Origin of the sequence: Nocardioides candidus (assembly GCF_041321175.1) — a bacterium.
Lineage (GTDB): Bacteria > Actinomycetota > Actinomycetes > Propionibacteriales > Nocardioidaceae > Nocardioides.
The window spans coordinates 317,223-331,179 of the sequence record NZ_JBGGWC010000001.1 but is presented as its reverse complement, the minus strand read 5'-3'; the positions used below and the strand labels follow the sequence as shown (position 1 = coordinate 331,179).

The 13,957-nt window shown below is 70.9% G+C and carries 13 protein-coding genes; 8 read left to right on the top strand and 5 right to left on the bottom strand.

Annotated features, from left to right (window positions below):
• Positions 1 to 125: 125 nt before the first annotated feature.
• Positions 126 to 266 (bottom strand): hypothetical protein, encoded by a 141-nt coding sequence (locus tag ACAX67_RS01615; protein WP_370702069.1) that lies wholly within the window; start codon positions 264 to 266, stop codon positions 126 to 128.
• A 280-nt stretch (positions 267 to 546) separates the two neighbouring features.
• Here ACAX67_RS01615 and ACAX67_RS01610 point away from each other — a divergent pair, with 280 nt between their 5' ends.
• Both ACAX67_RS01610 and glmS read left to right on the top strand, forming a co-directional pair.
• Positions 547 to 810, top strand: a complete 264-nt coding sequence (locus ACAX67_RS01610) for a hypothetical protein (RefSeq protein WP_370702068.1) — start codon at positions 547 to 549, stop codon at positions 808 to 810.
• Between the two features lie 21 nt (positions 811 to 831).
• Positions 832 to 2,664 (top strand): glutamine--fructose-6-phosphate transaminase (isomerizing), encoded by a 1,833-nt coding sequence (gene glmS, locus ACAX67_RS01605; protein ID WP_370702067.1) that lies wholly within the window; start codon positions 832 to 834, stop codon positions 2,662 to 2,664.
• A gap of 3 nt (positions 2,665 to 2,667) precedes the next feature.
• On the opposite strand, the gene ACAX67_RS01600 is transcribed toward glmS, so the two are convergent.
• Positions 2,668 to 3,039, bottom strand: coding sequence for a cupin domain-containing protein (locus ACAX67_RS01600; protein WP_370702066.1), 372 nt, complete (start codon positions 3,037 to 3,039; stop codon positions 2,668 to 2,670).
• Between the two features lie 58 nt (positions 3,040 to 3,097).
• On the opposite strand from ACAX67_RS01600, the gene ACAX67_RS01595 reads away from it, so the two are divergent.
• From ACAX67_RS01595 to ACAX67_RS01585, 3 genes are all read left to right on the top strand, one after another.
• Positions 3,098 to 3,571, top strand: coding sequence for a MarR family winged helix-turn-helix transcriptional regulator (locus tag ACAX67_RS01595; RefSeq protein ID WP_370702065.1), 474 nt, complete (start codon positions 3,098 to 3,100; stop codon positions 3,569 to 3,571).
• Positions 3,572 to 3,639: 68 nt separating this feature from the next.
• The gene (locus tag ACAX67_RS01590) at positions 3,640 to 5,361 is read left to right on the top strand and encodes a DEAD/DEAH box helicase (RefSeq protein ID WP_370702064.1); all 1,722 of its coding nucleotides are present in this window, start codon (positions 3,640 to 3,642) and stop codon (positions 5,359 to 5,361) included.
• Positions 5,362 to 5,376: 15 nt separating this feature from the next.
• Positions 5,377 to 5,973, top strand: a complete 597-nt coding sequence (locus ACAX67_RS01585; protein WP_370702063.1) for an aggregation-promoting factor C-terminal-like domain-containing protein — start codon at positions 5,377 to 5,379, stop codon at positions 5,971 to 5,973.
• Positions 5,974 to 6,041: 68 nt separating this feature from the next.
• On the opposite strand, the gene ACAX67_RS01580 is transcribed toward ACAX67_RS01585, so the two are convergent.
• The 3 genes from ACAX67_RS01580 to ACAX67_RS01570 form a co-directional block, all read right to left on the bottom strand.
• Complete coding sequence (locus tag ACAX67_RS01580) at positions 6,042 to 7,178, bottom strand: type IV toxin-antitoxin system AbiEi family antitoxin domain-containing protein (protein ID WP_370702062.1); 1,137 nt, start codon at positions 7,176 to 7,178, stop codon at positions 6,042 to 6,044.
• 249 nt (positions 7,179 to 7,427) lie between these two features.
• Positions 7,428 to 8,693 carry a DUF445 domain-containing protein gene (locus ACAX67_RS01575; RefSeq protein WP_370702061.1) on the bottom strand — a complete coding sequence of 422 codons (1,266 nt, stop codon included), beginning with the start codon at positions 8,691 to 8,693 and terminating at the stop codon, positions 7,428 to 7,430.
• On the bottom strand, positions 8,690 to 9,346 hold the full coding sequence (locus tag ACAX67_RS01570) for an Abi-alpha family protein (RefSeq protein WP_370702060.1): 657 nt from the start codon (positions 9,344 to 9,346) through the stop codon (positions 8,690 to 8,692). Before ACAX67_RS01570 ends, ACAX67_RS01575 begins: the two co-directional genes overlap by 4 nt.
• Before the next feature lie 176 nt (positions 9,347 to 9,522).
• On the opposite strand from ACAX67_RS01570, the gene ACAX67_RS01565 reads away from it, so the two are divergent.
• The 3 genes from ACAX67_RS01565 to ACAX67_RS01555 all read left to right on the top strand — a co-directional run bounded on the left by ACAX67_RS01565 (position 9,523) and on the right by ACAX67_RS01555 (position 13,956).
• Entirely contained in the window at positions 9,523 to 10,362 is an 840-nt protein-coding gene (locus tag ACAX67_RS01565) for an SGNH/GDSL hydrolase family protein (protein WP_370702059.1), read from the top strand.
• Positions 10,363 to 10,408: 46 nt separating this feature from the next.
• Positions 10,409 to 12,310, top strand: a complete 1,902-nt coding sequence (locus tag ACAX67_RS01560; RefSeq protein WP_370702058.1) for a penicillin-binding transpeptidase domain-containing protein — start codon at positions 10,409 to 10,411, stop codon at positions 12,308 to 12,310.
• Between the two features lie 191 nt (positions 12,311 to 12,501).
• Positions 12,502 to 13,956: an NAD-dependent succinate-semialdehyde dehydrogenase gene (locus ACAX67_RS01555; RefSeq protein ID WP_370702057.1), complete on the top strand. Its 1,455-nt coding sequence runs from the start codon at positions 12,502 to 12,504 to the stop codon at positions 13,954 to 13,956.
• The last annotated feature ends 1 nt before the right edge of the window (position 13,957 follow it).

The following is a 13,957-nucleotide window of genomic DNA, read 5'->3' as shown; positions in this document are numbered from 1 at the left end:
AACTATGTAAGCAAAAGCGGACCATGGTCCTATTCCCTCGACCGTGTGATCCGGGTCACACAGCGAAAAGCCGAAGGGCCGCGTCCTTGCGGACGCGACCCTCGGGTGGATCGGGAGCGAGCGAGCTACGCGGCGTGGTGAGGAGCGGCGTGCAGCGTGGAGGCGTCGACCCAGGTGGCCTCCATGTGCGTGCGGCCGCGCTCGTCGGTCACGGGCAGCCACCGCATCTCGAGCTGCGGTCGGCCGGCGGTCGGTGCGTTGGTCATCGGACACCTCCTGTTCATCTGTTGTTCACCAACCTATCACGGCCCTCACTCTGCGGCGACAATTCCGCGCATGGCGCCCGCTGTCGCCCCACCCGGGTACGTCCTACGTCCCGAAAGCGACGCCTGTGCTCCACCTGGGTCGCCACGGCGGCTGGGCGGCCTGGCTCAGCACAGGCCCCGGCGCTGCTCGAAGACACGTGAAGCCGCGTCGATCACGCGCCTTTGCCCGATTTCGGGCAGGAAATTGGATTTCACCCCGTCGCGCGCGCATGATCGGGCCGTGCCTGCCGATCCGCGCCTCGTCCGCCACGTCGTGGCGACCACCGGGCTCGGTCCGGCGGAGGCGGCCCGGGTCATCGGCGACGTCCTTGCCTTCCACCAGGAGACGGTCGAGGACTTCGTACGGCGGCGGCACGCCGAGCTCCAGCAGCGCGGCGCCAGGAACGCCGCCATCTTCACCACCCTGCGCGAGGAGCTGGCCGCCCGGCCGGTCGCCGCGCCCGACCTCTCCGAGCGCCAGCTGCGCCGGATCATCTACGGATAGACCAACCGAAAGGACTAGGCCATGTGCGGCATCGTCGGCTACCTCGGCTCCCACCAGGCCGCCCCGCTCCTCCTCGAGGGGCTCGGACGCCTGGAGCACCGCGGCTACGACTCCGCGGGCGTCGCCGTCCTCGGCGCGACCGGCATCAAGGTCGCCAAGCGCGCCGGCCGGGTCCGCGACCTCGGCGACGACCTGCCGAAGCGGTTCGCCGGCAAGGTCGGCATCGGCCACACCCGGTGGGCCACCCACGGCCCGGCCAACGACGTCAACGCGCACCCGCACGTCGACGGCAAGGGCCGGGTGGCGGTGGTCCACAACGGGATCATCGACAACGCCGCGTCGCTGCGCGAGGAGCTGGCCGAGGCCGGGATCGACCTGGTCTCCGACACCGACACCGAGGTGCTCGCGCACCTGGTCGGGCTGTCGGAGGCCGACACCCTGGAGGCCAGGGTCGCCGAGGCGCTGGGCCGGATCGAGGGGACGTACGGCGTCGCCGTGGTCCACGTCGACTTCCCCGACCGCATCGTGGTGGCCCGCAACGGCAGTCCCCTGATCATCGGCGTCGGCGACAAGGAGATGCACGTCGCCTCCGACCTCGCGGCGCTGGTCCGCTACACCACGACCGTCGCGCACCTCGACGACGGCGAGATGGCGACCGTGACGGCGACCGGCTTCACGACGTACCGCCTCGAGGCGAGCGGGCTCTCCGCGACCAACCGGCGCGCGTCACAGGTCGACATCGACCCCGCCGCCTACGACGCCGGCGAGCACGAGTCGTTCATGCGCAAGGAGATCCTCGAGCAGCCCGCCGCTGCCGAGCGGGTGCTGCGCGGTCGGCTCGACGGGCGGTTCGCGACCGGTCACCTCGGCGGGCTCAACCTCGACGCCCGCGAGCTGCGCGCGATCAAGCGTGTCAAGATCCTGGGCTGCGGGTCGGCGTACTACGTCGGCCAGATGGGCGCGACGCTGATCGAGGAGCTCGCCCGGATCCCCGCCGACGCGGAGGCGGCCTCGGAGTTCCGCTACCGCAACCCGATCATCGAGCACGACACTCTCTACGTCGCGGTCAGCCAGTCGGGGGAGACCCTCGACACCCTCCTGGCCGTCCAGGAGATCCGTCGCAAGGGCGGCAGGACCATCGGGCTGGTCAACGTGGTCGGGTCCGCGATCGCCCGCGAGGTGGACGGCGGCATCTACCTGCACGCCGGGCCGGAGGTCGCGGTGGCGTCGACGAAGGCGCTGACCAACATGTTCCTCGGCTTCGCGATGCTCGCGCTCCAGCTGGGCCGGGTGCGCGACCTGTCGATCGCCGACGGCCGCCGCCTCATCGGCGCGCTCGAGGCGCTGCCCGGCAAGATCGAGGAGATCCTCGCGACCGAGGACCACCTCGCATCGGTGGCGAAGCGGCTCGCCGAGGCCGAGAGCCTGTTCTTCGTGGGCCGGGTGCGCGGCTTCCCGATCGCGCGCGAGGGGGCGCAGAAGTTCAAGGAGATCAGCTACCGCCATGCGGAGGCCTACCAGACCTCCGAGCTCAAGCACGGCCCGCTGGCGCTCATCAGCCCCGAGGTGCCGACGGTCGCGATCGTGCCCGACGACGAGCTCGTCGAGCGCAACGTCGGAGCCCTGCACGAGATCGCGGCGCGTCGCGGGCCGCTCGTCGTCGTGACCCACGGCGACGTGGCCCTCGGCGGGCTCGAGGGCGCCGAGCGGATCGTGGTGCCCCGCTCGGAGGTCGAGCTCGACCCGATCCTGCTGACGATCCCGCTGCAGGTGCTGGCCTACCACGCGGCCCGCCACCTGGGTCACGACATCGACAAGCCCCGCAACCTGGCCAAGTCCGTCACCGTCGAGTAGGTCTCACGCCGCCCAGGGCGGGGTGCCGACCAGGGTGCCGTCGGCCATGGTCGCGGCGAAGCCGGCACGGATCGCGACCTGCAGGCGTGCCGGGCCGTCGCCGGCATTGGTCAGGGCGATGGGCTCGCCGGCCGGGACGACGGCGGCGTCGCCCTCCCGGAGCTCGGGTCCGTCGGGCGTGAGCCGGACACGGCCCTCCAGGACGGTGAAGACCTCGTCGCTGTCGAGCGTGTGCGGGTCCGAGACCACGCCCGTGGCGACGGTCAGCCTCCAGACGCAGGTCTCGGAGGCGCCGAGGCCGGGAGAGGCCAGGGCGGTGAAGGTGATGCCGGGCAGCTCGAAGGTCGGTGCCTCCGCGGCGCGGGTGACGTGCATGGTGAACTCCTAGATAGACAAGCGCACTTGTGCAAGTGCAGTTGGCTATCATGCAGGAATGGCAACCTCGACGCAACCCGCTGCCGATCTCGGGATCCTGGTGCTGACGGCCTACCAGGGCTTCGTCCGCCAGCTCCACGCCGCGATGGCGGAGCAGGGGTTCGACGACCTCGGTCGCTCCGACGGCGTCGTGATGCGGGTCGTCCACGCCCGCGGGCGCAAGGTGAGCGAGCTGTCCGGCCTGCTCGAGATCAGCCCGCAGGGCACGGCGCAGATCATCGAGGACATGGAGCGGCGCGGCTACGTCGTACGACGTCCGGACCCTTCGGACGCCCGGGCGCGCGTGGTGGAGCTCAGCGACCGTGGCCGGGCCGCGATCGCCGCCGCACGCGCCTTCCACAAGTCGTTCGAGACGCGGATGCGCCGCAAGCACGGGGCCGCCACGATCGACGCGATGCGCGCCGTCCTCGCCGACATGGCCGACCAGGCGCCCGGCGGCCTCGACCGTGAGCTGCGCGCGCTCTACCTCTGAGGGCGAGTGACCCACCCCACCGCGCTCACAAATGCGCAATCAGTGGCGTCGGCCACTACCGTTGTCGGGTGAGTGATGTAGCACCTGACCCGAAGACCGACGACGACGCCCCCGGTTTCGCCGACCTCGGACTGGGTTCGAAGGTGCTCAAGGCGCTGTCCGACGTGGGCTACGAGTCGCCGTCCGCGATCCAGGCGCAGACCATCCCGCACCTCCTCCAGGGTCGCGACGTGATGGGCCTCGCGCAGACCGGCACCGGCAAGACCGCAGCGTTCGCGCTGCCGATCCTCGACCGCCTCGACCTCTCGCAGAAGTCCCCGCAGGCACTCGTGCTCGCGCCCACCCGCGAGCTCGCCCTGCAGGTCTGCGAGGCCTTCGAGAAGTACGCCTCCACCACCAAGGGCGTCCACGTGCTGCCGGTCTACGGCGGCCAGGGGTACGGCGTCCAGCTGTCCGCGCTCCGCCGCGGCGTGCACATCGTGGTCGGCACCCCGGGCCGGATCATGGACCACCTCGAGAAGGGCACGCTCGACCTCACCGAGCTGCGCTACCTCGTGCTCGACGAGGCCGACGAGATGCTCAACATGGGGTTCGCGGAGGACGTCGAGACGATCCTCGCCGACACCCCGGACACCAAGCAGGTCGCGCTCTTCTCGGCGACCATGCCCAAGCAGATCCGCAACCTGTCGCAGAAGTACCTCAACGACCCGGTCGAGATCTCGATCGAGCGCAAGACCCGCACCGCCGAGAACATCTCCCAGCGCTACCTCATCTGCAGCTACCCGCAGAAGGTCGACGCCCTGACGCGCATCCTCGAGGTCGAGAACTTCGAGGGGATGATCGTCTTCGTCCGCACGAAGAACGAGACCGAGACCCTCGCCGAGAAGCTGCGGGCGCGCGGATTCGCCGCTGCCGCGATCAACGGCGACGTCGCCCAGGCGGTGCGCGAGCGCACCGTCAACCAGCTCAAGGCCGGCAAGCTCGACATCCTCGTCGCCACCGACGTCGCGGCCCGTGGCCTCGACGTCGAGCGGATCACCCACGTCGTCAACTACGACATCCCCACCGACACCGAGTCCTACGTGCACCGCATCGGCCGCACCGGCCGGGCCGGCCGCAGCGGCGACGCGATCTCCTTCGTCACCCCGCGCGAGCGCTACCTCCTCAAGCACATCGAGAAGGCCACCCGGCAGCCGCTGACCCAGATGCAGCTGCCCAGCGTCGACGACGTCAACGCCACCCGGCTCGCGCGCTTCGACGACCGCATCACCGCCGCGCTCGAGTCGCCGCAGATCGGCTTCTTCCGCGATGTCGTCGGCCACTACGTCAAGAACCACGACGTCCCCGAGGCCGACGTCGCCGCGGCGCTCGCGATCGTCCTGCAGGGCGACACCCCGTTGGTGCTCGAGGAGGCCCCCGCGCCGCAGCGCAGGGAGTACGACGACCGCGACCGCCCCGGCAAGGGCGACCGCGACCGGGGCGAGCGCCCCGACCGCGGGCCGCGCCAGCGCAGCGACAAGCCCATGGCGTCGTACAAGATCGCTGTCGGCAAGCGGCACCGCGTCGAGCCCCGCCAGATCGTCGGCGCACTGGCCAACGAGGGTGGCCTGGGCCGCAACGACTTCGGCCGGATCACGATCCGTCCCGACTACTCGCTCGTCGAGCTCCCGGCCAAGCTGCCGGGACCGGTCTGGGAGAAGCTCAAGGAGACCCGCATCAGCGGCAAGCTCATCGAGCTGCAGCGCGACTACGGTCCGCCCAACAAGGGGCAGCGCAAGCCGCGCGACTGAGGGATGATCGTGGGCGTGGGGGGCATCAGGCCGGCACTCATCGGCGTGACCGCGGCGGTCGCGCTGACCGGCTGTGCCGCCACCGACGACCCCGGTGAGGCGCGTCCCGCGCCGTCCACGAGCGCGGCGAAGCCGTCCGCGGACAGCTCGGACAAGGCCGACCCGAAGCGCAAGAACGAGGTCTCCCGGGGTGGCGGGGCGCGCTACGACGTGCCCGACGCGGTGATCCTCGAGCAGCTGCGTCGCGCGGCCGAGCGGATCGCGCAGAACTACACCGCGCCGCCGACCCCGACGCCCGTCGACGTCGACCCCGGCACCAACCGCGCGCTGGGCTACCACCTGCTGCTCGACTTCGGCTTCGACGAGAAGCAGTGGCCCTACCTCGACGCCCTGTGGCACCGCGAGTCGGGCTGGAACCACCTCGCCGAGAACCCCAGCTCCGGCGCCTACGGCATCCCCCAGTCGCTCCCCGGCACCAAGATGGCCGTCGTCGGCGACGACTGGCGCACCAACCCCGAGACCCAGATCCGCTGGGGCCTGGCCTACATCGCCGCCCGCTACGGCACTCCTGAGGGCGCGTGGGCCCACAGCCAGAAGACCGGCTGGTACTGACCCGGGCGGGTCGTCGGGTCGGCGCTGCTCCCGCCGCGGTGCTCCCACCGCGGTGCGGCTGCTGTAACTCAGTGTTGTGTTCGCTCCCTCGGTGCTCGGTCCGCTCGGTCGGCGTAGTGACCGGTCACAGCGCCGAGGGAGCAGACCCAGCGCCGTGGTAGTCGCGGTGCGCGACTACGGCGTACGACGTCCGCCCCGTGCCGCGCGGATCCCACCGCCTCCCGCGCCAGCCGCGGGTCGAGGGCCGCGCCGTAGAGAGCGACGCTCTCCGCGTGGTCGGCCCGGAGACGGCGGAGGGCAGCGAGCCGCCGATCGCCCCAGTGGTCCTCCCAGTAGAGGCGGGTGACGAGCAGCCGACGGTCGCGGACGAGACGTTCGCGCTTGCGCTCGTCCCACAGCACATCGGCGGCCGGCTTCGTCGCGACACCGCCTCCGCCCGCGGGCAGGACCTTGACCCTGCCGTCGGTCTCGATGATGTGGTTGCCGACCCGGATGTCGCACCACTTGACGCCCTCGGAGGTGCGCACCGGGAACTGCGTCTCCGGATCGCCGATGCCCGCCTCGAGGACCAGCTCGCGCCCCAGGGACTCCAGGACGTTGGCCGCACCCGGGTCGGCGAGGCTGACAGAGGCGCGCGCCGCTCTGCTGCCGGGCCAGTTCTCCATCGGCTCGACAGCCACCTGCAGCGCCGAGCGCGCGACACCCATGCGCATCGCCGCATCGCAGGCGACCAGGCCGTCCTTGAGCCCACGTTCGCGCGCGATGTCCACCGCGGTGCGCGCCGGGTCGAGCGCCGGCCGGCCGTCGACGACGATGCGCTGCTGCTCGGAGAACCGAGCGAGGTGGTGCTTGACGCCGTTCTCGGTCCAGGCGTTCGTGAACCCGGGACGGGTCACGTGGACGTGGTGCAGCGGGCGGTACAGGATCGGCATCCCGTGCTCGTGCGCGGCCGAGTCGTGGCTCAGCACCCACCCGCGGCGCATCATGAGGATGGCCGCTCGAGACCGGAGGCGGGGGCGGCCGACGTACTCGTCCTCCGCCTCCCAGATCGCGGTCGTCGTGTACACCCCGCGGCGCACGCGGACCCAGTGTCCTTGGCGGACCATCCGGCGGATCTCCGACGGGGCGACGCCGAGGTCGAGCAGCTGGTTGCGCGAGAGCACGCCGCCGTGCGTGCCGAAGGCCGCGATCACCCGAGGATCCATGCTCGGGACCCTGCCTGGCCCGGTCGGCGACGGACAGGGGGCGCCGTGCTTCTCCACAGGGCGGGCGCGGACCTGCTTCGAGTGCCTCGGCGCGCTTCACGGCACCGGGCGCACTACCTGGGAGTTCGGAGCACTACCTCGGTGGTACGACGAGTCGCAGCACCGTGGGAGCGCACGCTCCGTCGACCGAGCGGACCTAACACTGAGTTACAGCGCCGCCACGCCGCGCGACCACCACGCCGCGCGGCCTCAGTGCCCGAAGTGCTCGATCACCTGGACCTGGATCTCCCCGACGATCCCACCGAGGATCGCGCCGACGGCGATCATCAGGGGCTCGTCGTCCTTGAACACCGGGCGCAGGATCGACTCGTACTCGTCGTTGTCGAGCTGGCTCATCTTCTCCACGATCGTGCCCTCGAGGTCGATGACGCTCATCGTGTAGTCCTGCGCGTCGGCGAGGGTCGCGGGCAGGCGGTCGATGATCAGCTGGGCGGCGGCGTGCTTCATGTCGCGGTAGCGCTGGCTGCCGACCGCGAGCGAGACCAGCGGGGTGACCACGCCGGTCTGGGCGTCGATCGCGGCATGCACCTCCTTGGCGACCAGGGCGTAGAGCTTGTCGGCGCCGGGGCCGTCGAAGATGCCCTCGAAGAGGTTCTCGGGGGAGAAGAGGTCCTCGGCGAGGATCTTGGCGTAGTCGCGGGTGATCTTCTCGCGCTGGGCATGGAGCAGGCCCTGGAACGTGAAGAGGCCGAGGTAGCGCGTGGGCTGGAGCGGCCGGAAGAGCATGTTGAGGGCGATGTAGTCGCTGATGAAGCCGACCCCGAAGCCGAACGCGGGCATGATCCAGGGGTTCTGGAAGACCGCCCAGGCGGCCATCTGCACCAGGCCGATGCCGAGCCCGAAGTAGATGCCGCTGCGCCGGACGAACGCCATCGCGTCGGTGCTCAGCGAGCGCATCAGGTCGTTGAGCTTGTCCTTGTTGCGGATCAGGGTGACCACGGCGAGGAACTGGATGTCGACGTAGCGGCTCAGGTCGCCGCGCATCTCGGTCAGGATCCGCTCGCCGACCTTGGGCGCCTGGCGGAGCACCCGCCCCTGGATCGCCCGGCGGCCGGCCTCGGGCAGCGACTCCCACAAGCCCGGGCGGATCTGCTCGGCCAGCTCCGGGGTGATCTCGGCGATGGCCTTGACCAACGGCTCGCGCAGCACCTCGACGGCCTCGTTGGGATCGACCTTGTCGAGCAGCTCCTCGGGCTTGAGGAGGTTGGAGGTGAGCAGCTCGATCGTGGTCGCGGCGACCTTTCCCGCGCGACGGGGCACGATGCCCTGCCAGCCGAACGGTCCGATGCCCCTGTACTCGATCGGCCGATAGAGCATCTCCAGCGCGACGATCTTGGTGCTCCACCCGACGAAGGCCGCGACGAACGGCATCGACAGGTAGACCAGCCAGTTGACGCCGAAGTCGTGCCGGATCTCCGACCAGGTCTGGATCCAGGGGATCAGCCCGGCCGTCACCGCCGCATCCCCGCGGCGGCCTCCCACAGCTCGCGTCCCAGGGCGGTCAGCCGCAGGGTCCGCTTGTCGACCCGCGCCGCGAGCGGGCCGCGCGTGGCGGCCTTGATCGCCTTGAGCACGTAGGACTCCGCCATCAGGATCTCGTAGTCCTGCTTCATCGCCCCGTCCTCCGGGCCGCGCTCGACCAGCCCGAGGGTGAGCAGGTGGGTGACGTAGTTGGGTGTGAGGTGGGGCAGCGCGAGGTTCGCCGTACGGCCGACCAGCGAGGCGTTTGCGAGCACGAGCCTGCCGGGGCCACCGGTGGCCGTACGCATCCGCACGCTGACCAGCGGCGCCGTCGAGCCGTCGGACAGGGCGCTGATGATGCGCGCCTCGTCGGGCACCAGCTGGTCGATGAGCCGGTGGAACAGCTCGCTCTGCCCGCCGCCCGTGCTCTGGTCGATCGCCCGGTCGAGCAGGCTGCGCATCTTCTCGTCGATCGTGGCCGTCGGCTTCGGTCCCTCGAGCGCGCGCGGTGCCACGCCGGGAGCGGCGAGGCGCGCGCTGAGCACACGAAGGGCCTGCTGCTCGGTCCAGCCCGCCACCTTCAGGCCCACCTTCGCGGCCGCGACGGTGCGGGGCACCAGGCCGAACGGATCGAGGAGGGAGGCCATGGCCGCACGATAGTGGGACAGGTGCTAAGCCCGCACCGGCGTACGCCGCCGCGAGACCCGTCCACGACCAGCATCCACGGCTCTGGTCAGGACGCCGGGGGCCGTGGTTGAGTGACCGGCGTCACATTGGTACGGCTCGTACCCAGAGCCGCGCTCCTCCGGGAAGGTCACCATCCATGCCCCAGCTCGCTCGCTCCCAGCCGCTCGGCCATCGTCTTCGTCTCGCGCTCGCCGGGACCATCGCGGTCCTCTCGGCCCTGGTCCCGCTCGCGGTCCAGGCCCCGGCCCAGGCCGCCGGACCGTCGTACGTCGCCCTCGGCGACTCCTACGCCTCCGGGGTCGGCACCCGCACCTACATCTCCGACGGCACCAGCTGCCAGCGGTCCGTCTACGCCTACCCCTACCTCGTCGCCCAGCAGAAGGGCTACAGCCTCAACTTCAAGGCGTGCTCGGGCGCGACCACCTCGACGGTCACCAACAGCCAGCTGAGCGCGGTCACCTCGACGACGAAGTACGTCACGATCTCGGTCGGCGGCAACGACGCCGGCTTCACCGACGTGATCACCGAGTGCGCCCAGCCGGGCTGGATGTCGAACTGCGACGGCGCGATCAACACCGCCCAGTCGTTCATCAACAACACGCTCCCCGGCCGGCTCAACACGCTCTACGCGTCGATCAAGTCGCGTGCGCCGAGCGCCGTCGTGGTCGTCACCGGCTACCCGCGCCTGTTCATGGGCGAGGACTGCAACGCGGCGACGTGGTTCTCGCCGTCGGAGGAGACCCGGTTGAACCAGACCGCCGACCTGCTCAACGCCAAGCTGTCGGCGGCCGCGTCGGCCAAGGGCTTCAAGTTCGCCAACCCGACGAGCAGGTTCGTCGGGCACGCGGTCTGCGACAGCACCGAGTGGCTCAACGGGCTGTCCAACCCGATCAGCGAGAGCTACCACCCCAACAAGCTCGGCCACTCCTCCGGCTACACCCCGCTGGTGGCGCCGCTGCTGGTCGGCGCGCCGTAGCGACGGTGCGAGCAGGCGGGTCGGGGGTCGCTGGTAGAACCGTCGCATGCGACGGATCTCGGTGGCGCTCCCGATCTGCCTGCTCGTGCTGTCCGGGTGCAGCGACGACGTGGCCGGCGACGACAGCGACGAGGCGAAGGCGGTCGCAGGAGCGCTCGCGACAGCGCTGGCGGAGCCCGATGCCGATGCACGCGCGGATGACCTTGCCGGCATCGCCTTCTCCGACGAGGACGCCGCCGCAGTGGCGAAGCGCTACGCGGAGATCGTCGACGGCATGGACGGGATAGCGCCCACGATCGAGGTCGGTGACTTCGACGACAGCAAGGACTTCGACACCGTGGGCCTGACGTGGTCCTGGCCCGTCGTCGACGGCGCGGACCCGTGGACCTACGACACCGTGGTCGAGCTGACCCCGGACCACGGTGACTGGAAGGTGGTCTGGCGGCCCGGCATCGTCGTCGAGGGGCTCGGCAAGGACGAGGTCCTCGACGCGACGACCGTCCCCGCGAAGCGGGGCGAGATCCTCGGCGCGGAGGGATCCGTGCTGGTCACCGAGCGGCCGGTGGTGCGGATCGGCATCGACCGGGTCGGGCTCGGGAAGGCCGACCCCGCACAGGCCGCACGCGCGATGGCGGAGCTGGTCGGCATCGACGCGGCGTCGTACGTCAAGACCGTGAAGGCGTCCGGCGACCGGGCGTTCGTGGAGGCGATCACCTACCGCAAGGGCGAGGTGCCCGCCGACGTCGAGGCAGGTCTTCGCGACATCGACGGAGCGCTGGCACTGGCCGACGACCTCGCGCTCGCCCCGACGAAGGAGTTCGCCGCGCCGATCCTCGGCCGGGTCGGTCCGGTGACCGCGGAGATGGTGAAGGACGACCCGGAGCGCTACCACGTGGGCGACACCGCGGGGATCAGCGGGCTCGAGGCGCGTTACGACGAGCAGCTCGGCGGCACTCCCGGCCGCGTCGTCGAGGCGGTCTCGCCGACCCGGGCGCGCGGCCGCGACCTGTTCCGGGTCGATGCTGTCGACGGCGAGCCGCTCGAGCTGACCCTCGACCCCCACCTGCAGACGGAGGCGGAGGACCTGCTCGCCGCCATCGGCCCGTCGAGCGCGCTCGTCGCCATCCGTCCGAGTGACGGCGCGGTCCTCGCCGCGGCCAACGGCCCGGGCAACGGGGGCCAGAACTTCGCGACCTACGGCCAGTTCCCGCCCGGGTCCACGATGAAGATCGTCAGCAGCCTGGCGCTGCTGCGCGCCGGCCTGACCCCCGACACGACCGTGAGCTGCCCCGCCACCCTCGACGTCGACGGCAAGCAGTTCAAGAACTACAGCGACTACCCCAGCAGCGCCCTGGGCGACATCCCCCTGCGCACCGCGCTCGCGCAGTCGTGCAACACCGCCTTCATCGGCGAGCGCGACCAGCTGGACGACGACGACCTCGCCGACGCGGCGGCGAGCCTCGGGCTGGGGGTCGACCACGACCTCGGCTTCCCGGCCTACTTCGGCCAGGTGGACCCGCCGGCCAGCGAGACCGAGAAGGCCGCCGACCTCATCGGCCAGGGCACCGTCCTGGCCTCGCCGATGACGATGGCAGCGGTCATCGCGTCCGTCCAGGAGGGGGCGCTCGTCGTACCTCGGCTGGTGACGCAGGTCGACGTCGCCGACCACGACAGCACCCCGTTGACGGGCAAGGAGGCCGACCAGCTGCGGGAGATGCTGCGCGGGGTGGTGACCGACGGCAGTGGCAGCCTGCTGCTCGACGTGCCGGGTGATCCGGTCATCGCGAAGACGGGCACCGCGGAGTTCGAGGGCGACGACGGCGTCCAGACGCACGCCTGGATGGTCGCTGCCCAGGGCGACCTGGCCGTCGCGGTGTTCGTGGGTGTCGGAGAGTCCGGCTCGCACACCGCCGGGCCGATCCTCGAGGCGTTCCTGCGCGAAAACTAAACGAGCCCCTCGCGTTGCATGGGGTCAACGTCAAGGGGCTCGGTCGGTTCGACGGTGCTCCCTCCGAAACGACGTGCCCACGATAACCCGCGGCTGGTGACGTCGCGCAAGGTTCGGCACAACATTTGTCGAACCGAGGTCATCACGACCGAGGGAGGCCGTGCGCTGGCCCCGCGTGTCAGAGTGGCCGCATGAGCACCGAGCCGTTGCCCGCCGACCGTCGCCAGCTCTTCATCGGAGGGGAGTGGCGTGGCGCTTCCGGGGGAGGCCGCTTCGACGTGATCGACCCGGCCGACGGGTCGGTGCTGACCGACGTCGCCGACGGCACCGTCGACGATGCGATGGCCGCGCTCGACGCCGCGGCCGCCGCCCAGGCCGACTGGGCCGCGACGGCGCCCCGGGACCGCGGCGAGATCCTGCGTCGCGCGTTCGGGCTCGTCAACGACCGTGCCGACGACATCGCCCGGGTCATGAGCCTGGAGATGGGCAAGACCATCAAGGAGGCCAAGGGCGAGGTCACCTACGGCAACGAGTTCCTGCGGTGGTTCTCCGAGGAGGCCGTGCGCATCCACGGGCGATGGATGCACAACCCGGCCGGCGGCTCGCGGCTGCTGACCGTCAAGAAGCCCGTCGGTCCGTGCCTGTTCATCACGCCGTGGAACTTCCCGCTCGCGATGGGCACCCGCAAGATCGGCCCGGCGATCGCGGCCGGCTGCACGATGGTCGTGAAGCCGGCCGGACAGACGCCGCTCACCATGCTGATGCTCGCCGACCTCCTCGCGGAGGCCGGCCTCCCCGACGGGGTGCTCAACGTGATCACGACCAAGAGCTCGAGCAAGGTCGGCGAGGCGCTGCTGGCCGACCCGCGCCTGCGCAAGATCAGCTTCACCGGGTCGACCGAGGTAGGGCGGGGCCTGGTGCGCCTCGCGGCCGACCAGCTGCAGCGGGTGAGCATGGAGCTCGGCGGCAACGCGCCGTTCCTGGTGTTCGCCGACGCCGACGTCGACGCGGCCGTCGAGGGCGCGATGATCGCCAAGATGCGCAACATGGGGGAGGCCTGCACGTCGGCCAACCGCTTCCTCGTCGAGGAGTCGGTGGCCGAGGAGTTCGCCAGGAAGCTCGCCGACCGGATGGGTGCCCTCACGCTCGGCCGCGGCCAGGACGACGGCGTCGACGTCGGCCCGCTCATCGACGAGAAGGCCGTCGAGAGCGTGACCGCGCTGGTGGACCAGGCCGTCGACGCCGGTGCTCGCGTGGTGACCGGTGGCAGCGCCCCCGACGGCCCGGGGTACTTCTACCGCCCGACCGTCCTCGTCGACGTACCGCCCGACGCCGACGTCAACGCCGAGGAGATCTTCGGCCCGGTCGCCCCGATCACCACCTTCGCCTCCGAGGACGAGGCGGTCGAGCGCGCCAACGCGACGGAGTACGGCCTGACGGCGTACGCCTACACCCGCGACCTGGCCCGCACGATCCGACTGGCCGAGTCGCTGGACTTCGGCATGCTCGGCATCAACACCGGCCTGGTGTCCAACCCCGCCGCGCCGTTCGGCGGCGTCAAGGCGAGCGGCTTCGGTCGCGAGGGCGGGTTCGAGGGCATCGAGGAGTACCTCGACACGACGTACGTTGCCCTTCCTGCCGGCTGAC